The 17987-nt window shown below is 60.6% G+C and carries 23 protein-coding genes; 15 read left to right on the top strand and 8 right to left on the bottom strand.

Annotation, left to right across the window (positions count from 1 at the left end):
- Positions 1–49: 49 nt before the first annotated feature.
- The 3 genes from ACEVBK_RS03010 (at position 50) to ACEVBK_RS03000 (ending at position 3026) form a co-directional block, all read left to right on the top strand.
- Entirely contained in the window at positions 50–1408 is a 1359-nt protein-coding gene (locus ACEVBK_RS03010; RefSeq protein ID WP_375057132.1) for a Do family serine endopeptidase, read from the top strand.
- Positions 1409–1503: 95 nt separating this feature from the next.
- On the top strand, positions 1504–2601 hold the full coding sequence (degS, locus tag ACEVBK_RS03005; protein ID WP_375057131.1) for an outer membrane-stress sensor serine endopeptidase DegS: 1098 nt from the start codon (positions 1504–1506) through the stop codon (positions 2599–2601).
- 275 nt (positions 2602–2876) lie between these two features.
- Positions 2877–3026 (top strand): hypothetical protein, encoded by a 150-nt coding sequence (locus ACEVBK_RS03000; RefSeq protein WP_375057130.1) that lies wholly within the window; start codon positions 2877–2879, stop codon positions 3024–3026.
- A gap of 77 nt (positions 3027–3103) precedes the next feature.
- On the opposite strand, the gene murA is transcribed toward ACEVBK_RS03000, so the two are convergent.
- The 7 genes from murA to mlaF are packed head-to-tail and all read right to left on the bottom strand — an operon-like array spanning position 3104 to position 7619.
- Positions 3104–4363, bottom strand: coding sequence for a UDP-N-acetylglucosamine 1-carboxyvinyltransferase (gene murA, locus ACEVBK_RS02995; protein ID WP_375057129.1), 1260 nt, complete (start codon positions 4361–4363; stop codon positions 3104–3106).
- A 12-nt stretch (positions 4364–4375) separates the two neighbouring features.
- On the bottom strand, positions 4376–4636 hold the full coding sequence (locus tag ACEVBK_RS02990) for a BolA family protein (RefSeq protein ID WP_375057128.1): 261 nt from the start codon (positions 4634–4636) through the stop codon (positions 4376–4378).
- Positions 4623–4907 carry a lipid asymmetry maintenance protein MlaB gene (locus ACEVBK_RS02985; protein WP_375057127.1) on the bottom strand — a complete coding sequence of 95 codons (285 nt, stop codon included), beginning with the start codon at positions 4905–4907 and terminating at the stop codon, positions 4623–4625. The genes ACEVBK_RS02990 and ACEVBK_RS02985 overlap by 14 nt, the downstream gene beginning before the upstream one ends.
- Complete coding sequence (mlaC, locus tag ACEVBK_RS02980) at positions 4904–5545, bottom strand: phospholipid-binding protein MlaC (protein ID WP_375057126.1); 642 nt, start codon at positions 5543–5545, stop codon at positions 4904–4906. The genes ACEVBK_RS02985 and mlaC overlap by 4 nt, the downstream gene beginning before the upstream one ends.
- Before the next feature lie 24 nt (positions 5546–5569).
- A complete protein-coding gene (mlaD, locus tag ACEVBK_RS02975) occupies positions 5570–6043 on the bottom strand; it encodes an outer membrane lipid asymmetry maintenance protein MlaD (protein ID WP_375057125.1) in 474 nt (157 codons plus the stop codon).
- Positions 6044–6049: 6 nt separating this feature from the next.
- Positions 6050–6829, bottom strand: coding sequence for a lipid asymmetry maintenance ABC transporter permease subunit MlaE (gene mlaE, locus ACEVBK_RS02970; RefSeq protein WP_375057124.1), 780 nt, complete (start codon positions 6827–6829; stop codon positions 6050–6052).
- Positions 6819–7619, bottom strand: a complete 801-nt coding sequence (mlaF, locus tag ACEVBK_RS02965) for a phospholipid ABC transporter ATP-binding protein MlaF (RefSeq protein ID WP_375057123.1) — start codon at positions 7617–7619, stop codon at positions 6819–6821. Before mlaF ends, mlaE begins: the two co-directional genes overlap by 11 nt.
- Before the next feature lie 202 nt (positions 7620–7821).
- Between mlaF and ACEVBK_RS02960 the strand changes: the two genes are divergently transcribed.
- Genes ACEVBK_RS02960 through mgtE form a run of 11 tightly spaced genes read left to right on the top strand, consistent with a single transcriptional unit; the run spans position 7822 to position 15900 of the window.
- Positions 7822–8796 carry a KpsF/GutQ family sugar-phosphate isomerase gene (locus ACEVBK_RS02960; protein ID WP_375057122.1) on the top strand — a complete coding sequence of 325 codons (975 nt, stop codon included), beginning with the start codon at positions 7822–7824 and terminating at the stop codon, positions 8794–8796.
- The gene (kdsC, locus tag ACEVBK_RS02955; protein ID WP_375058501.1) at positions 8793–9347 is read left to right on the top strand and encodes a 3-deoxy-manno-octulosonate-8-phosphatase KdsC; all 555 of its coding nucleotides are present in this window, start codon (positions 8793–8795) and stop codon (positions 9345–9347) included. Before ACEVBK_RS02960 ends, kdsC begins: the two co-directional genes overlap by 4 nt.
- The gene (lptC, locus tag ACEVBK_RS02950) at positions 9344–9892 is read left to right on the top strand and encodes an LPS export ABC transporter periplasmic protein LptC (protein WP_375057121.1); all 549 of its coding nucleotides are present in this window, start codon (positions 9344–9346) and stop codon (positions 9890–9892) included. Before kdsC ends, lptC begins: the two co-directional genes overlap by 4 nt.
- Complete coding sequence (gene lptA, locus ACEVBK_RS02945) at positions 9861–10391, top strand: lipopolysaccharide transport periplasmic protein LptA (protein WP_375057120.1); 531 nt, start codon at positions 9861–9863, stop codon at positions 10389–10391. The genes lptC and lptA overlap by 32 nt, the downstream gene beginning before the upstream one ends.
- Positions 10392–10394: 3 nt before the next feature.
- Positions 10395–11120 carry an LPS export ABC transporter ATP-binding protein gene (gene lptB, locus ACEVBK_RS02940; RefSeq protein ID WP_375057119.1) on the top strand — a complete coding sequence of 242 codons (726 nt, stop codon included), beginning with the start codon at positions 10395–10397 and terminating at the stop codon, positions 11118–11120.
- Positions 11121–11173: 53 nt separating this feature from the next.
- Entirely contained in the window at positions 11174–12607 is a 1434-nt protein-coding gene (locus ACEVBK_RS02935; RefSeq protein WP_375057118.1) for an RNA polymerase factor sigma-54, read from the top strand.
- Positions 12608–12631: 24 nt separating this feature from the next.
- On the top strand, positions 12632–12919 hold the full coding sequence (gene hpf, locus ACEVBK_RS02930; protein ID WP_375057117.1) for a ribosome hibernation promoting factor: 288 nt from the start codon (positions 12632–12634) through the stop codon (positions 12917–12919).
- A gap of 2 nt (positions 12920–12921) precedes the next feature.
- Positions 12922–13368, top strand: coding sequence for a PTS IIA-like nitrogen regulatory protein PtsN (ptsN, locus tag ACEVBK_RS02925; RefSeq protein WP_375057116.1), 447 nt, complete (start codon positions 12922–12924; stop codon positions 13366–13368).
- Positions 13369–13378: 10 nt separating this feature from the next.
- Positions 13379–14245, top strand: coding sequence for an RNase adapter RapZ (gene rapZ / locus ACEVBK_RS02920; RefSeq protein WP_375057115.1), 867 nt, complete (start codon positions 13379–13381; stop codon positions 14243–14245).
- Positions 14232–14507, top strand: a complete 276-nt coding sequence (locus ACEVBK_RS02915; protein WP_375057114.1) for an HPr family phosphocarrier protein — start codon at positions 14232–14234, stop codon at positions 14505–14507. The genes rapZ and ACEVBK_RS02915 overlap by 14 nt, the downstream gene beginning before the upstream one ends.
- A 31-nt stretch (positions 14508–14538) precedes the next feature.
- Complete coding sequence (mgtE, locus tag ACEVBK_RS02910; RefSeq protein WP_375057113.1) at positions 14539–15900, top strand: magnesium transporter; 1362 nt, start codon at positions 14539–14541, stop codon at positions 15898–15900.
- 109 nt (positions 15901–16009) lie between these two features.
- Here the strand turns inward: mgtE and pmbA are convergent, their stop codons facing one another.
- Positions 16010–17350, bottom strand: a complete 1341-nt coding sequence (gene pmbA, locus ACEVBK_RS02905) for a metalloprotease PmbA (protein ID WP_375057112.1) — start codon at positions 17348–17350, stop codon at positions 16010–16012.
- 102 nt (positions 17351–17452) lie between these two features.
- Here pmbA and yjgA point away from each other — a divergent pair, with 102 nt between their 5' ends.
- Entirely contained in the window at positions 17453–17974 is a 522-nt protein-coding gene (gene yjgA / locus ACEVBK_RS02900; protein ID WP_375057111.1) for a ribosome biogenesis factor YjgA, read from the top strand.
- Positions 17975–17987 lie beyond the last annotated feature (13 nt).

Below are 17987 nucleotides of genomic sequence, written 5' to 3'. Positions count from 1 at the left end.
TCAGATTGAACAATTTCCCTGAATCACATATCGAGTTAGGAGCATGTGCATGAAACGTCGACTCCCCCTGGTTTCCACCCTGGCCCTGAGCCTGGGGCTGGCGCTGCTGCCTGTGGCACAGGCCGCCCTGCCCTTCGGGGCCGGCTCCACCCTGACCAGCCTGGCTCCGGTCGTAGAAAAGGTCAGCCCGGGCGTGGTCAACATCTCGGTCTCCGGCAACAAGGTAAGCCGGCAGGTGTTGCCCGAGCCCTTCCGCTTTTTCTTCGGTCCCAATGCTCCCGGTGAACAGGTGCAGGAACGGCCCTTCCAGGCCCTGGGTTCCGGGGTCATTATCGATGCCACCAAGGGCTATGTCATCACCAACAACCACGTGATCGAAGACGCCGACAAAATACTGATCACCCTGATTGACGGCCAAGAATACGAGGCGGAGCTTATCGGCGCCGACAAGCAGTCGGATATCGCCCTGCTGAAGGTTGATGCCAAGGATCTGGTGGAGATCGAGTTTGCCGACTCCGACAAGCTCAAGGTCGGTGACTTTGCCATCGCCATCGGCAATCCCTTCGGCCTGGGTCAGACCGTCACCTCCGGCATCATCAGTGCCCTGGGCCGCTCCGGCCTCAACGTGGAAAACCTGGAAAACTTTATCCAGACCGATGCCGCCATCAACTCCGGCAACTCGGGCGGCGCCCTGCTCGATCTGGAAGGCAAGCTGGTCGGCATCAACACCGCCATACTGGGCCCGGGCGGCGGTAATATCGGCATCGGCTTCGCCATTCCCGCCAACATGGTCAAGAACCTGGCCGATCAGATCCTCGAATACGGCGAAGTACGCCGTGGCGTACTGGGGGTAATGGGCGGCGAGCTCACTTCCGAGCTGGCCCGCACCTTCGGCTATCGCAGCCAGCACGGCGCCTTCGTCAGTCAGGTGATGGAAAACTCCGCCGCCGCCAAGGCCGGCTTGCAGGCCGGTGACATTATCATCAGTCTGGACGGCAAGCCGATCCGCTCCTTCAGCGAATTGCGCGCCAAGGTTGCCACCATGGGCGCGGACAAAACCGTGGCCCTGGGTCTGTTCCGGGACGGCAAGGAGCAACGTGTGGACGTGACCCTGACCCGGGCAGAAGACGACAATGTCCAGGCCGATACGCTGCACGAATCCCTCGAGGGAGCGGCCCTGGCCAATACCGGCAGTGGTGATCCGGTACAGGGCGTCAAGATCACCGAGGTGACGACCCGTTCTCCTGCCGCCGCCTCCGGACTGGAGAAAGACGACATCATCATCGGCGTTAACCGTCAGCGGGTAAGAAACCTCAACGACCTGCGCCAAATCATTCAGGGCAAGCCCGAGGTGATCGCGCTCAATATCCAGCGCGGTAATTCCTCCATCTATCTGGTGCTGAGATAACCATTTGATACCACAGGGAGTCTGCCCAGGTGCAGACTCCCAACCCCAGCACTTTATGTTATGCTGGGACCATTCCATGGCAATCACAACAACTCATGCGGCTACCCTCCTTTCTCAAGTTTCTGCTTCAGGCCGGACTGACCGGTGTACTGATGGCGTTGCTCCTGCTGTTGCTGTTTCCCCAACTGAGAACCCAGCCGTTCGAGCACTGGTGGCGCAACCAGCAGGTGGGGGTATCCAGCTTTTCCTATGCCGCCGGCCGCGCCGGACCCGCCGTGGTCAACATCTACACCCGCAGCTTCCAGCGCGGTGGTGACACGCCGGAGCTCAGCGCCACCGGACTGGGCTCCGGGGTCATCATGTCGGAGCAAGGCCATATCCTCACTAACTACCATGTCATCGCCGACGCGGATCAGGTGATCGTGGCGCTGCAGGACGGCCGTATCATTGCCGGTGAGGTCACCGGATTCGATGTGCCCACGGATCTGGCCGTGCTGAAGATCGAGGCCGGGCAACTGCCGGTGATCCCCCAGGATAGCAACCTCAACCCCAAGGTCGGGGACATAGTGCTGGCCATCGGTAATCCCTACAACGTTGGCCAGACCATTACCCAGGGCATCATCAGCGCCACCGGACGCACCGGCCTGTCCAGCATGGGGCCGGACAGCAACGGCCGGCAGGATCTGCTGCAGACCGATGCCGCCATCAATGCCGGCAACTCCGGCGGCGCCCTGGTCAATGTGTACGGGGAAATCGTAGGGATCAACACCGCCTCCTTCCAGAGCCTGGCCCACCAGGAAAGCTACGGCATCAACTTCGCCATCCCTTATGCACTGGCACAGCGCATTATGCAGGAACTGATCAACCACGGTCGGGTGATCCGCGGCTACCTAGGCATCGGTGGTGCCGATATCCCGCCGGTCATGGCCCAGTTGCTCAACCTGGAGGGGCGCTCCGGTATCTATGTGGAGGCGGTCAATCCGGGCGGGCCGGCGGAAAAGGCGGGGATACAGGGCGGAGACGTGCTGCTGGAAATCGATGGCAAAGCCATCATCAATGCCCGTCACGCCATGGACCTGATTGCCGAAACCAAGCCGGGGACCGAGATCAGCGTCACCCTGTTACGGGCCGGACAGACCCTTCCCCTGAAGGTGCTGATAGAAGAAGACAGCCGCTTTCAGCGACTGCGCTGACACGAGCAGGAAGCCGGACTCTTAGTCACAAGTCCGGCTGTCTGATTTAACGCAGAAGAAAGGCAGCAGGGCCGCCTCCGCCGACACGCTGTAAATACTTCCCTGTACGCTCGCACATGCCATCCATGGCATGCGACGGTCGGCGGAGGCCATCCCTGTTGCCTCTTTCAAGCCCTGACGCCGCCTGAAGGTAATGCCAGCAGGTGATAGTGAGGACAAAGGGTGCTGCTCCGCCGGCCCTCTGCACCAGGGAAGGCGCGGTGGAGCCCCCAGGGATGGGTTTACGCGTGCCGGAGGAGGAGTACGCTTTGGCCGATGTTTTATATCTGTTCAAAAATCAACAAAAACTTGTGACTAAGAGTCAGGCTGGAAGCTGGAAGCTGGAAGCTGGAAGCTGGAAGCTGGAAGAAATCAGGCTGAGTTGATCAAAAAGGGAAGACAATGGGTGTCTTCCCTTTTTACTTTTCCAACAGCCAACTCGGGCAGCTGATGGCTTCCGGCTTTAGTTGCCTTTGATCCGTTCTATCCTGCCGCCCAGGCCGGACAGCTTGGCTTCGATATCCTCGTAGCCCCGATCGATATGATAGATGCGATCCACTATGGTGGTGCCCTGAGCCACGAAACCGGCCAGCACCAGGCTGGCGGAAGCGCGCAGGTCGGTCGCCATGACAGTGGCGCCGGTCAGCTGTTCGGTGTCGTCACAGATCGCCAAATTACCATTCAGCTCGATATGGGCCCCCATACGGTTGAGCTCGGGCACGTGCATAAAGCGGTTTTCGAAAATGGTCTCGGTCACCCGTCCCACCCCCTTGGCCACGGCGTTGAGAACGGTGAACTGGGCCTGCATGTCGGTGGGAAAAGCCGGATAAGGTGCGGTCTTGATGTCGACCGGTTTGAGCACCCGGTTGCTCATGTCCAGACGGATCCAGTCTTCGCCGGTTTCCACCAGGGCGCCCGCCTCCTTCAGCTTGACCAGCACCGCTTCCAGCAGCCGCGGATCCGTGTTGCGGCAGGTGATATCGCCGCCGGTAATGGCCGCGCCCACCAGGAAAGTGCCGGTTTCAATGCGATCCGGCTGTACCCGGTAATCGCCGCCATGCAGCGCCTCGACGCCATCGATGATCAGGGTGTCCTGGCCGATACCCTGGATCTTTGCGCCCAGGGCGTTGAGGAAGTGGGCCAGATCCACCACTTCCGGTTCACGCGCGGCATTTTCGATAATGGTACGGCCTTCGGCCAATACTGCCGCCATCATCAGGTTCTCGGTACCGGTCACACTGACCATGTCCATCAGGATATGAGCGCCCTTCAGGCGGCCGTCGACCCGTGCCTTGATATAACCGTCTTCCACCTTGATGATGGCCCCCATCTGCTCCAGGCCATGGATGTGCAGGTTGACCGGCCGGGCGCCGATGGCACAGCCGCCGGGCAGGGACACGTCCGCCTCACCGAAGCGGGCCACTAAAGGACCCAGCGCCAGAATGGAAGCACGCATGGTGCGCACCAGTTCATAGGGCGCAATATGGCTGTTGACCGCTCCTGCCAGCACGGTGACATCACCGTTCACACTCACATTTACCCCCATCGAAGCCAGCAGCTGCAGGGTGGTGTCCACGTCCTTGAGCCGGGGCACATTGCTCAGGTGCACCGCCTCGTCACACAGCAGGGTACCGAACAGGATCGGCAGGGCGGCATTTTTGGCGCCGGAAATGGTGACCTCGCCCGCCAGACGGCAAGGTCCCTGAATCTTGAATTTGTCCATTTCGGCTCCTAATCAGGACGGCATGATAAATTTTCGCTCCCGGGCCCATTGCTCGGGAGTAAAGGTTTTGATGGTCAGGGCATGGATGGCATTTTGGGCAATCAAGTCCATCAGGGGACCATTGATCGCCTGCTGTCGCTTGAGCCGGCTCATGTCGGCAAAATCCGCGGACACGGCAATCACGTCGAAGTGACTGCCTTCACTTTTGACATAGAGCTCGTCCAGGGGCAGGGCCTGCCGCAGTAAACGCTCAACTTCGTTATTCAGATCCATTTTTGCTCCCGGAAGGGTTGTCTGTCAGTTCGAACAGGGAACCGACACCGTATAAATCGGCAAGGGGATAAAAACTGGCCGGCGGCGACAGCAGGGTCAGGCCCTTCCCCATCGCAGCCAGGGCCTGGCTCCATTGCACCAGGAACGCCAGGCCCACCGAGTCCAGCTGTTCCACGTGGCTCAGGTCAGCTAGCTCTGTGGTGAACAGGGTCCCCCGCTCGGCCCAGTAGGCCGGCAGCTCGTCCCTGGTCAAGGCGCGCTCGAGCTTCATTCAGGCCGTTCCAGCGGGGTCACCGGCTTCTTGGTGTGCTCCTGCAGCTGCCGGGTCACCGCATCGATGCCATTCTGGCGGATAAGGCCGCTCAGTTCGGTCTGCTTGGCGGACAGCAGGCTGATGCCTTCGGCCACCATATCGAACACCCGCCATTCCCCAGTGCGGGTATTCTGGCGCAGTTTGAATTCCACCATAATGTCCGGTTTGTTCGGTTCCTTCACGGTCACCGGCACCGTCACCAGCCGCTCACCTTCCGCTACCCGGCCACTGCCGATATCCAGGGTCTGATTGTTATAAGCCGCCAAAGCATCCGCATAGGTCACCACCAGGTAATCACTGAAGGCGTCCACGAAGCGTTCCCGCTGCTCCGGAGTGGTGCTGTTGAGCTGGTTGCCGATCACCCGGAAGGCGGAAAAGCGCACGTCCACCGCCGGCAGCATTTCCTCCCGCACTATGGTGCGCAGGTACTCGGGATCGGATTTGATCCTGGCCTGTTCCCGGTTGAGGCGATCGAAGGTGTTCTGGGCGACTTCGCCCATCAGGCCGTAGGGGTCGGAAAAGGTGGCCGAGGCGGTCAGTGGCGCCCACAGTGTGCCCAGGGCCAGCAGCCAGGTAATCAGTAGTTTCTTCATCATCACTCCTCAGGGTTGCCCCATGAATCAGTTGTTGCCGATGGAATAAATAAATTTGCCGATCAGCTCCTCCAACACCAGCGCCGATTGGGTGTGGTCTATGGTGTCGCCATCCCTCAGCATGCCGATGCCCATGTCCTCGTCGGCGAAGCCGGGATTCAGCCCCAGGTACTGCTCGCCGAGCAGGCCTGAGGTAAGAATCGAAGCCGTACTGCTCTCGGCGAACTCGCCGGCGTCCCGATTCAGTACCAGGGTCACCACCGGCACCTGATCCCGGGGATCCAGGCTGATCTGGCTGACCCGGCCCACCACCACGCCGCCCACCTTGATCGGAGAGCGGACCTTGAGGCCGCCGATATTATCGAACTTGGCATAGAGGGTATAAGTTTCCCCCTGATTATTGAGACTCACCCCCGCCACCTTGAATGCCAGCAGCAGCAGAGCGCCTATTCCGGCCAGCATAAAGCAGCCGACGCTGAATTCCAGTTTGCTGTATTTCATTATTGTCTACCCGAACATGACGGCGGTCAGGACGAAATCGAGCCCCAGTACCGCCAAAGATGAATGCACCACGGTTTTGGTGGTGGCCTCGCTGATGCCCGCCGCCGTCGGCCTGGCATCGAAACCGTTGAACAGGGCTATCCAGGTCACCACCAGGGCGAACACCAGACTCTTGATAAAGCCCTGCATGATGTCCTCCTGCCAGTCCACCGCGGCCTGCATGGCGGACCAGAAGCCGCCTTCGTCCACCCCCAGCCAGTCGACGCCTACCAGCTTGGCGCCCCAGATACCGACGATGCTGAAGATGAAGGCCAACAGCGGCATGCTGATAAAACCGGCCCAGAAGCGCGGCGCTACTACCCGGCGCAAGGGGTCTATCCCCATCATCTCCAGGCTGGAAAGCTGTTCGGTGGCCTTCATCAGTCCCAGCTCGGCGGTCAGTGCCGAGCCGGCCCGACCGGCGAACAGCAGGGCGGTCACCACCGGGCCCAACTCGCGCAGCAACGACAGCGACACCAGCGGGCCCAGGCTGCCCTCGGCACCGAAGTCCACCAGCACGTTGTACCCTTGCAGGGCCAGTACCATGCCGATAAAGAGGCCGGACACCAGGATAATGGCCACCGATTGCACGCCCACCACCTGCAGTTGCTGCACCAGCAGCGGAAAATGCTTCTTCGGCTGGGGGCGCCCCACCAGGGCATGTAACAGCATGAAACCGGCACGACCGACCCTGGTCACCCCGCTCACTCCCCGACGCCCCAGTCGCCCGATCAGTTCAATCAACATAAGCTAACGACTCTCTGAATGCAGGGGCCGGATAATGAAAAGGAACGGGCCCGTCCGCCTGGCCTTGCAAAAACTGGATTACCCGGGGATCCTGATGTCGCTGCAACTCGGCCGGAGTGCCCGCCGCCACCACCTGCTTGTTGGCGATGATATAGGCGTAGTCGGCAATACCCATCACTTCGTCCACATCGTGGGTCACGATGATGGACGTCAGCCCCTGAGCCTTGTTCAGTTCGGCGATCAGCTTCACCAGCACCCCCATGCTGATCGGGTCCTGGCCGGCGAAGGGCTCGTCGTACATGATGAGATCCGGATCCAGGGCAATGGCCCGAGCCAGGGCGGCGCGCCGGGCCATGCCACCGGACAGTTCGGCCGGGAACATCCTCGCCGCCCCGCGCAAGCCTACCGCCTCCAGCTTCATCATCACCAGGGTTCGGACGATGGCATCGGGCAGTCCGCTGTGCTCGCGCAGCGGAAAAGCCACGTTGTCGAACACCGACAGGCCGGTAAACAGGGCGCCGCTCTGAAACAACATCCCCATGCGCCGACGCACCCGGTACAGCCGGTTGCGGCTCAGGGACGGAATGGACTCGCCATCGAACAGCACGTCGCCGCTGTCAGGCTTGATCTGTCCGCCGATAAGACGCAGTAAAGTGGTTTTTCCGATACCGCTCGGCCCCATGATGGCGGTGATTTTGCCTCGGGGGATCTGCAGGTTGATCCGCTCATACAGGGTCCGCTCCCCATGGCTGAAACAAAGGTCCCGGATTTCGACAAGGCTCTTGCTCAAACTGATCCCCCGCAAAAAGAAAGAATTGTATGGGTTCCCCGATCGATGGGCAACCAAGCTGATGCTTTTTCCTGTCCCTCTGCGCCACTCCCTGTCCCGAATGCATCCGGAGGCCAGGCCTTGTCCATGAATCCTCGCCGCACCAGTCGCTTATCGGTCCGAGCTTTTCTATAATGGCGCCGCCTAAGGTGTGGAGAGAGTTATGTCAGTCGAATTTGATTACCGTAAAACCGCCCAGCGTGTGCTGGATATTGAAAAGGCGGCCATCGACGGCCTTTATCAATATCTCGATCAGGAATTCGATGCGGCCTGCCGGCTGATGTTCCAGTGCCGGGGTAAAGTCATCGTGACCGGCATGGGCAAGTCGGGACACATCGCCAACAAAATTGCCGCCACCCTGGCCAGCACCGGCACCCCGGCTTTTTTTGTCCATCCCGGCGAAGCCAGCCACGGTGATCTCGGCATGATCGGCCATGATGACGTGGTGCTGGCCCTGTCCAACTCCGGTGAAAGCGATGAAATCCTGTCCCTGCTGCCGGTGCTCAAGCGTCGCGGCCTCAAGCTTGTCTGCCTGACCGGCAATCCCGACTCCACCATGGCCCGGGAGGCCGATGTACACCTGTGCACCCGGGTCGAGCAGGAAGCCTGCCCGCTCGGCCTGGCACCGACCGCCAGCACTACCGCCACCCTGGTCATGGGCGACGCCCTGGCGGTAGCCCTGCTGGAAGCCCGGGGCTTTACCGCCGACGATTTCGCCCTTAGCCATCCCGGCGGCACCCTCGGCAAGCGCCTGTTGCTGCGGGTCGGCGACCTGATGCACAAGGACGAGCGGGTGCCCAAAGTCGGCCTCAACACCCTGATCATCGAGGCGCTGCTGGAAATCGGCCGTACCGGACTCGGCTTTACCGCCGTGGTCGATGAGCAGCAGCAACTGGTCGGCATCTATACTGATGGGGATCTGCGGCGGACCCTGGACCATAAAATCGACGTCCACCACACCACCATCGACCAGGTCATGACCCGGCACTGCACCACCGCCAGGGTCCAGATGCTGGCGGCGGAAGCCGTCAAACTGATGGAAGAGAAGAAAATCAGCGGCCTGCTGGTGGTGAATGAGCATAACCAGCCGGTCGGGGCCTTCAATATGCATGACCTGTTACGGGCGGGAGTGATCTGATGGAACAACAGACCCTGTACGGCCCCGTGTCCACCACCCTGTGGCGGCGACTGGGCCACATCCGCCTGCTGATCTGTGACGTGGACGGAGTGCTGTCGGACGGCATGATCTACCTCGGCAACCAGGGAGAGGAATACAAGAGCTTCTGCACCAAGGACGGTTTCGGGATCAAGGCATTATTGAATGCCGGTATCCAGGTCGCCGTCATCACCGGACGGGACTCGCACATCGTCAGCGAACGCATGGCCTCTCTCGGGGTGCGCCACGTCTATCAGGGCCAGGGCGACAAAATGCACAGCTACCGGGCCTTGCTGGATACCCTCAAGCTCGCGCCCGAGCAGGCAGCCTACATCGGCGACGACGTGGTCGATCTGCCGGTAATGCGCGACTGCGGCCTGGGCGTCGCAGTCTGTGACGCCCACCCCCTGGTGCTGCGCGGTGCCGACTACATCACCCGACTCCACGGCGGCCATGGCGCAGTGCGCGAACTGTGCGACCTGCTCCTGGAAGCGCGGGGCGCACTGGCCGACGCCAAGGGCATGAGCGTATGAGCCGCCAGAGCTGGCTGTTTGCCGCCCTCTTCCTGTTTGCCCTGGTCAGTTGGCAGTGGTTCAGACCCGCCCCCGATAGCCCGGCCAGTGAACAGGATTACCAGCCGGATTTTATCGCCAGGCAACTGACCAGCCTGCAATACAACCAGTTGGGCCTGCCCTACCGGGGACTGGATGCGGATTATGCGGAGTACTACGATCCGCTCTCCATGACCCTGATGGAAAAACCTGTTATCTTGCTTTATTCGCCCGACGGCCAGCCCCAGTGGCGGCTGCAGGGGGATGAGGGCATCATCAACACCGACGACAACGCGGTGATGGTCGGCAGCGTGATCGGCCGGGGGCTGCAACCGGACGCCCTGGTGGAAACCCTGACCACCGAATATCTGGAACTGGATTTTATCAACAACCAGCTGCGCTCCAACCGGGATGTGCAGCTGAGCAGTCCGCACTACCAGGCCCAGGGCCAGGGTCTGCTGGGCAAGCTTGAACAACAAACGGTGGAACTACTGCATGAAACCCGGGCAACTTACTTCAATCCTTAGCATGGGCGGGCTACTGGCCCTGAGCCTGGGCCTGGCCGAAGCCAGGGAATCGGACTTTCGCCAGCCGGTCACCATCGACGCCGGCCGTCAGTTGGTCGAGTTGGCGGATAACAAGGTGACCTTCAGCGACCGGGTAGTGGTCAAGCAGGGTACCATAGACGTGCGCGCCGACCGGCTGGTGGTGATCCGCACCGAGCAGGGGTTACAGTCGATGACCGCCCACGGCAGCCCGGCTACTTACCAGCAGACCCTGGACAATGGTCAGCCGGTGCACGCGGAGGCCCGGGAAATCCATTACGACATGCGCACCCGCACCATCACCCTGCTGCAGGACGCCAAGCTCACGCAGAACGACAATATCGTCACCGGCTACCGCATCCGCTACCACATCGATCAGGAACAGATGGAAGCGGAAAGCCAGGGCGGCCAGGACAGGGTCACCACCATCTTCCTGCCCGAGCAACTGCAGAACCTCGATAACCCGCAGGGCCAGGACTGAGCCATGGCGACACTGAAAGCACGCGGACTGCAGAAAAGCTACAAGGGCCGCCAGGTAGTGGCTGACGTCAGCCTGACCGTCAACACCGGCCAGATCGTCGGTCTGCTCGGCCCCAACGGCGCCGGCAAGACCACCTCCTTCTATATGATCGTCGGCCTGGTGCAACGGGATGCGGGCAGCATTACCATCGACGATCAGGACATCAGTCATCAGCCCATGCACATCCGCGCCAGGGCCGGTATCGGCTACCTGCCTCAGGAAGCCTCCATCTTCCGTCGCCTGAGCGTGGCCGACAACCTGATGGCGGTACTGGAAACCCGCAAGGAGCTGGATGCCGCCGGGCGCGACGAGAAAATGGAGCAGTTGCTGGAAGAGTTTAATATTACTCATATCCGTAACAGCCTGGGCATGAGCCTGTCCGGCGGTGAACGGCGGCGGGTGGAGATCGCCCGGGCCCTCGCCGCCGATCCGCGCTTTATCCTGCTGGACGAGCCCTTTGCCGGGGTCGACCCGATATCGGTGATCGACATCAAGAAAATCATCCTGCACCTGCGGGACCGAGGACTGGGTGTGCTGATCACCGATCACAATGTGCGGGAAACCCTGGATGTGTGCGAACGGGCCTATATCGTCAGCCATGGCCATCGTATCGCCGCCGGCACCCCGGCGGAAATACTCGATAACGAGCAGGTCAAGAAAGTCTATCTTGGTGAACAATTCAGCCTCTGAGCAGGCCCGCAACAATCTATTTTGCGGTTGATATAGAAGGACTTTTCGAACAGATGAAGCCAACTCTTCAGTTACGCCTGGGTCAGCAGCTGACCATGACGCCCCAACTGCAGCAGGCCATACGCCTGTTGCAGCTGTCCAGCCTGGAACTGCAGCAGGAAATCCAACAAGCCCTGGAAAGCAATCCGTTACTGGAGCAGGAAGAGCCGGAAACCATCGACGTGGCCGAGCCCCGCCACGAAGAGCAGATGGCGGCCGACACCGCCATGGAGCAGAGCCAGCTGTCCGACGAGTTACCCATGGACACCAACTGGGATGATGTCTATACCGCCTCTTCCGGTACCGGCGGCAGCCTGCCGGATGGCGCCGAAGACACCGTCTACCAGGGGGAAACCACCGAGACCCTGCAGGATTATCTGTTATGGCAGATGCGCCTCACCCCCTTCAGCGATACCGATCAGGCCATCGCCATGGCCATCATAGATGCCATCGACGATGCCGGCTATCTGACCATCGATATCGACGATATCCTGGAGGCCGTGGCCGGTGACGAGCTGGACATCGAGGCAGACGAGGTGGAGGCGGTGCTGAAACGGGTTCAACACTTCGATCCCATCGGGGTCGCCGCCCGCAGCGTACAGGAATGCCTGCGTATTCAGCTGGAGCAGTTCCCCGCCGCTACTCCCTGGTTGAGCGAGGCCCGCGCCGTCATCGCCCAGCATATGGACCTGCTCGGCAACCGGGACTACCGCACCCTGCAGCGCAAGGCCAGGCTGAAGGAAGAGGAGCTCAAGGAGGTGCTGGCACTGATCCAGCAGTTGGAGCCCAGGCCCGGCAACAGCGTACTCCAAAGCAGTTCCGAGTATGTGATTCCCGATGTGGTGGTGAGCAAACGCCAGGGCGTCTGGGCGGCGGAACTGAATCCGGAGGCGATGCCCAAGGTCAAGCTGAACCAGACCTACGCCGCCATGGCCCGTCAGCCCAGGAACAGCGAAGACGGCCAGTTTATCCGCAACCATTTGCAGGACGCCAAGTGGTTTCTCAAGAGTCTGGAAAGCCGAAATGAGACCCTGCTCAAGGTTGCCAATTGTATTGTCGAGCAACAACAGGCATTCTTTGAGTATGGCGAAGAGGCCATGAAGCCCATGGTGCTGAATCACGTGGCCGAGGCGGTGGAAATGCATGAGTCCACCATCTCGCGAGTCACCACCCAGAAGTTTCTGCACACACCCCGAGGGGTGTTCGAGCTGAAATATTTCTTCTCCAGCCATGTGGGAACCGATGATGGCGGTGAATGCTCTTCGACGGCAATTCGCGCCCTGATCAAAAAACTGGTCAGTGCGGAAAACCCGGCCAAGCCGCTGAGCGACAGCAAAATCGCCCAACTGCTGGCCGAACAGGGGATACAAGTGGCCAGGCGTACCATCGCCAAGTACAGGGAGTCGCTGGCCATTCCCCCTTCCAATCAGCGTAAACGCCTGGTTTAAAGGCAGACCAAGAAGGAAGACGTTATGCAAATAAACCTGACTGGACACCATGTAGAAATCACCGACTCATTGCGTGACTATGTGAACAGTAAATTTTCCAAGCTGGAGCGTCACTTCGATCATATCACCAATGCGCACGTCATCCTTAACGTGGAAAAACTGCAACAAATCGCCGAAGCCAAGCTGAACGTCAGCGGTGGTGAAGTGTTCGCCAATTCACAGCATGAAGACATGTACGCGGCCATCGACAGCTTGATCGACAAGCTGGATCGCCAGATCATCAAACACAAAGAGAAACTCAAGCAAAAATAACCATGGAAGTCGCCGATATACTGAGCAGGGACTGCACCCGCAGTGCAGTTCCCTGCACGAGCAAGAAACGAGCCCTGGAAATCATCAGTGAGCTGGCCGCACAGCACCTCAACATCAACAGCCAGCAACTGTTCGACTGCCTGCTGGCCCGGGAAAAAATGGGCAGTACCGGCATTGGCAACGGTATCGCCATCCCCCATGGCCGTATCAGCAATGACAACAAGGCGACCGCCGTATTACTCACCTTCGCCGAGCCGGTGGAATTCGATGCCATCGACAACCAGCCGGTCGGCCTGGTCTTTGCCCTGCTGGTGCCGGAGCAGGAGTGCAAACAGCATCTCAAGACACTGTCATTGATCGCCGAAAAGCTCAGCAACAAGCAGGTATGCAAGCAGTTGCGTCAGGCCGGCAGCGATGACGAGCTTTATCACATCATGATTTCAGCCTGAGGGAAGCAAGATGCAGCTGGTCATCGTCAGTGGTCGCTCCGGTTCGGGAAAAACGGTCGCCCTGCGGGTGCTCGAAGATCTGGGCTATTACTGCGTCGATAATCTGCCGGTCGAGCTGCTGCCCGATCTGGTACAGATGCGCCGGCACAAGCCCGGTGAAGTGGCGGTCAGCATAGACGTACGCAACCTGCCCGACAGCTCCGACAAGCTGGAGGCCTGCCTGGCCGAGGTCAGGGCGATGGAAGGGGTGTCCCTCTCCAGCATCTTTATCGATGCCGACAATGCGGCGCTGATCCGCCGCTTCGGTGACACCCGCCGGCTGCATCCCCTGTCCCGCCACAGCCTGACCCTGGACGAAGCCATTCGGGAAGAAACCCATCTGCTGGCCCCCCTGTCCTCGGATGCCGACCTGCGTATCGATACCTCCAGCCTCAGCATCCACGATCTGAGCGAGATCATCCGTGAACGGATCCTCGGCAAGAAGGAGCGGGAACTGAACTGGGTATTCGAGTCCTTCGGCTATAAATACGGGGTCTCCAAGGATGCCGACTTCGTGTTCGACGCCCGCTTCCTGCCCAACCCCCACTGGATTGCCGAGCTGCGTCCCTTCACCGGTCTCGACGAGCCGGTGGCTGACTACCTGGCTGGCCAGCCGGAGGTGATGAAATACCTCTGGCAGATAGAAAACCTGCTGATCACCTGGATGCCTCATCTGGAGCGCAACAACCGCAGCTATGTCACCGTAGCCATCGGCTGTACCGGCGGCCAGCACCGCTCCGTGTTTATCGCCGAGCAACTGGCCCGGGTATTCCGGCAGATGGGGAAAAGCGTGCAACTTCGCCACCGAACACTGGAAAAACGCAATGCCGAAAATTGAACGGGACCTGGAAATCGTCAATAAACTGGGCCTGCACGCCCGGGCCGCCATCCAACTGGTCCAATTAACGCAACAATTCGATGCTACCGTCACCGTTTGCAATCAGGAAAAACAGGCCCTGGCCAACAGCGTGATGGGCCTGTTGATGCTGGAAACCGCGCAGGGTCATGCCATTCGCGTGGTGGCCGAAGGGCCGGACGCGGAAGCGGCGATGGCGGCCGTGGCCCGGCTGGTGGCCGACCGTTTCAACGAGTCAGAATAATACCCCCTCTTCGCCCCGCTCTGGAGCCCGGATGACCGAGCCATTAGACCACCCCAGGACACCGGACCAGCTGGACAGCATCACCCAGGCCCTGAACAGCGGCATGTTTGTGCACGTCCGGCGCATGTTGCAGCAGATGCGCCCCGGTGACGTGGCCTGGCTGCTCGAATCCTCCCCCTCCCCCAGCCGCAAGGTGCTGTGGCAGTTGATCGACCCCGATGACTACGGTGAAATCCTGGAGGAGCTGTCGGAAGAGGTGCGGGATGGCATCATCCGGCTGATGGATCCGGACAAGCTGGCCATCGCCCTGGAAGACATGGAATCGGATGACCTGGCCTATGTGCTGCGGGATCTGCCCGAGCAGCTGTTCAACCAGGTACTGACACGGATGGATGAACAGGACCGGCAGCGAGCCGAGCAGGCCCTGTCCTATCCGGAGGATACCGCCGGCTCCCTGATGAACACCGAGTTCATCAGCCTGCGTCCGGACGTCACCATCGACGTGGTATTGCGCTACCTGCGTCGCCATACCGAATTGCCGGAAGGCACCGACACCCTCTACGTGGTAGACCAATACAACCGCCTGCTGGGGGATATTTCACTGGCCAGCCTGGTCGTTCAGGCACCTACCACCACGGTGGCGGAAGCCATGGATACCAATGTGGAAGCCATACCGCTGTCCATGTCGGACACCGAGGTGGCCAACCTGTTCGAACGGCACGACTGGCTGTCGGCACCGGTGGTGGATGAGGAACGCCGCCTGCTGGGCCGGATCACCATCGATGACGTGGTCGACATCATCCGGGAGGAAGGCGAACACTCCATGATGGGCATGGCCAAGATGGACGACGATGAAGACACCTTTGCGCCGGTGCTGACCAGTGCCCGCCGCCGTTCCGTCTGGCTCACCGTCAACCTGGGCACCGCCCTGGCCGCTGCCAGCGTGTCCAACATGTTCGAGGAGACCCTGGCCCAGCTGGCCACCCTGGCCATCCTGATGACCATAGTACCTTCCATGGGAGGCATCGCCGGTAACCAGACCCTGGCGCTGGTGATCCGCGGCATGGCGGTGGGCCATATCGGCGACAGCAACGCCCGCTGGCTGCTGACCAAGGAAGCCCTGGTGGGTCTGATCAACGGCATGCTGTGGGCGCTGATGATCGCCGTGGTGGTCAGCCTGTGGAAAGGCAGCTGGGAAATCGGCCTGGTGATCGCCGCGGCCATGTTTATCAACCTCTCGGTGGCCGGCATGGCCGGCGCCATGATCCCCCTGGCCATGCGCAAGCTCAACATAGACCCGGCCCTGGCCGGCTCCATGGCCCTGACCACCATCACCGACATCGTCGGCCTGTTGTCCTTCCTCGGCCTGGCGACGCTGATCCTGCTGAACTAAACCCGTCGCAGGCCGTCATCACAACGCCATTCTGGCAGATACAGGACTGGTTCAAAAACACAAAGGGCCGCACATAGGCGGCCCCTCTTTCGGCTTCTGGCTTCCAGCTTTATTGCCCTGCGATCTTCATGTCGTCGATCAGCACCGAACCGGTCTGCAGGCTGGAGCGGGTTTCCACGTCGGTGCCGATGGCCTGGATGCCGGCAAACATCTGTTTCAGGTTGCCGGCGATGGTGATCTCTTCCACCGGGTAGGCGATTTCGCCGTTTTCCACCCAGAAACCGGCGGCGCCGCGGGAATAGTCGCCGGTGACGATGTTCACCCCCTGGCCCATCATCTCGGTCACCAGCAGGCCGGAGCCCATCATCTTCAGCAACGCTGCCAGGTCGTGGCCGCTGCTTGAGATTTGCCAGTTGTGAATGCCGCCAGCGTGGCCGGTGAGCGGCAGCCCCAGCTTGCGTGCCGAGTAGCTGGTCAGCAGGTAGCTCTTGAGCTCGCCGCCCTCAATGATATGACGCTCATGGGTACGCACTCCCTCGTTGTCGAAGGGCGCGCTGGCCAGTCCCTTGTCCAGGTGCGGCTGCTCATGGATGCTGAGCCAGTCCGGGAAGATCCGACTGCCCAGGGCATCGAGCAGGAAGGAGGACTGCCGGTACAGGTTGCCGCCGCTGATCGCCATCACCAGATGGCCGAACAGGCCGGAGGCCACATCCGGATGAAACAGCACCGGTGCCCGGGTGGTACCTATCTTGCGGCCACCGAGACGGCCCAGGGTACGACTAACGGCCTCGTCGGCCACCCGCTCGGGTGTCCAGAGATCCGCGAAGCTGCGTGCCGAGGTATAGCCGTACTCCCGCTGCATGTCACCGTCCTGCTCACCGATCAGCACGCAACTCAACCCGAAACGGGTACCCGCATAGCCCTTGATAAAGCCGTGGCTGTTGCCGTAGACCTTTATCCCCAGGTTGCTGGAGAAGCTGGCGCCGTCCGACTGCTTGATACGTGGATCCCGGCCCTGTGCATGGTGCTCGCAGCGCAGCGCCAGTTCGATGCCGTCCGCCGGCTCCAATGGCTGGGGGAAGCACAGCTCCAGCTCGGGTGCGTTCCAGGCCAGCTCGGCGGCCTCGGCGATACCGGCGAAAGGATCGACCGTGGTGTAACGGGAAATATCCAGCGCCGCCGCCACGGTACGGGCGATGGCATCGGGACGCAGATCCGAGGTCGAGGCCGAGCCCTTGCGCCCCTCCCGATAGACGGCAATACCGAGAGCGCCGTCTTTATTGAACTCGATGTTTTCCAGTTCGCCGTTGCGGGTGTTCACCGACAGGCCGGTCTGCTTGCTGATGGACACTTCCGCCGCTTCGGCACCCAGTCGCTTGGCGCTATCCAGGGCTTGCTCTACCGCCAGCTCAAGCTGGCGCTGTTCGATTTGAATTTCTGCTGGGGTCATAATGGAATCGCTGGCTCTGTTTGGAGTTAGCATAACAGACCCCTGCGCCCCTTGGGAGAAGCTGGTAATATATATGTAAATCTTTGTTGAGACGGAAAAGCTATGCGCCACCATGATGAGCACCCCGAGCACGATGATGAGATCGAGTGGGTCAGCAAGAGTGAGATGAAACGGGAAAGCCATGCCCTGCAACAGCTGGGTGAGTCCCTGGTCAGGCTCAAACCCAGCGAGTTGGCCAAAGTGCCCCTGGATGAAGAGCTGCAGGATGCCATCGCCCTGGCGCACAAACTCGGCAACAAGCGGGAAGCATTACGCCGGCACCTGCAATTCATCGGCAAGCTGATGCGCAGTCGGGATGTGTCCGCCATCCAGGAGGCGCTGGCGGCCTTCGACCACAAGAGTGCGGTGGCCAATGCCCATTTCCACAAACTGGAGCTGTGGCGGGACAGGCTGATCAAAGAAGGGGACAAGGGCGTCGATGCCCTGTTGGCGGAATACCGGGAGTTGGATCGGCAGAAGCTACGGCAGTTGGCCCGCCAGAGCCGCAAGGAGCTGGCCGCCAACTTGCCGCCCAAAGCCTACCGGGAACTGTTCCAGTACCTGAAACAGCATCTGGAACCCTGAACCGCACAACGGG

Source organism: Zobellella sp. DQSA1 (assembly GCF_041950555.1).
GTDB lineage: Bacteria > Pseudomonadota > Gammaproteobacteria > Enterobacterales > Aeromonadaceae > Oceanimonas.
This window is presented reverse-complemented; position numbering and strand designations above follow the sequence as displayed.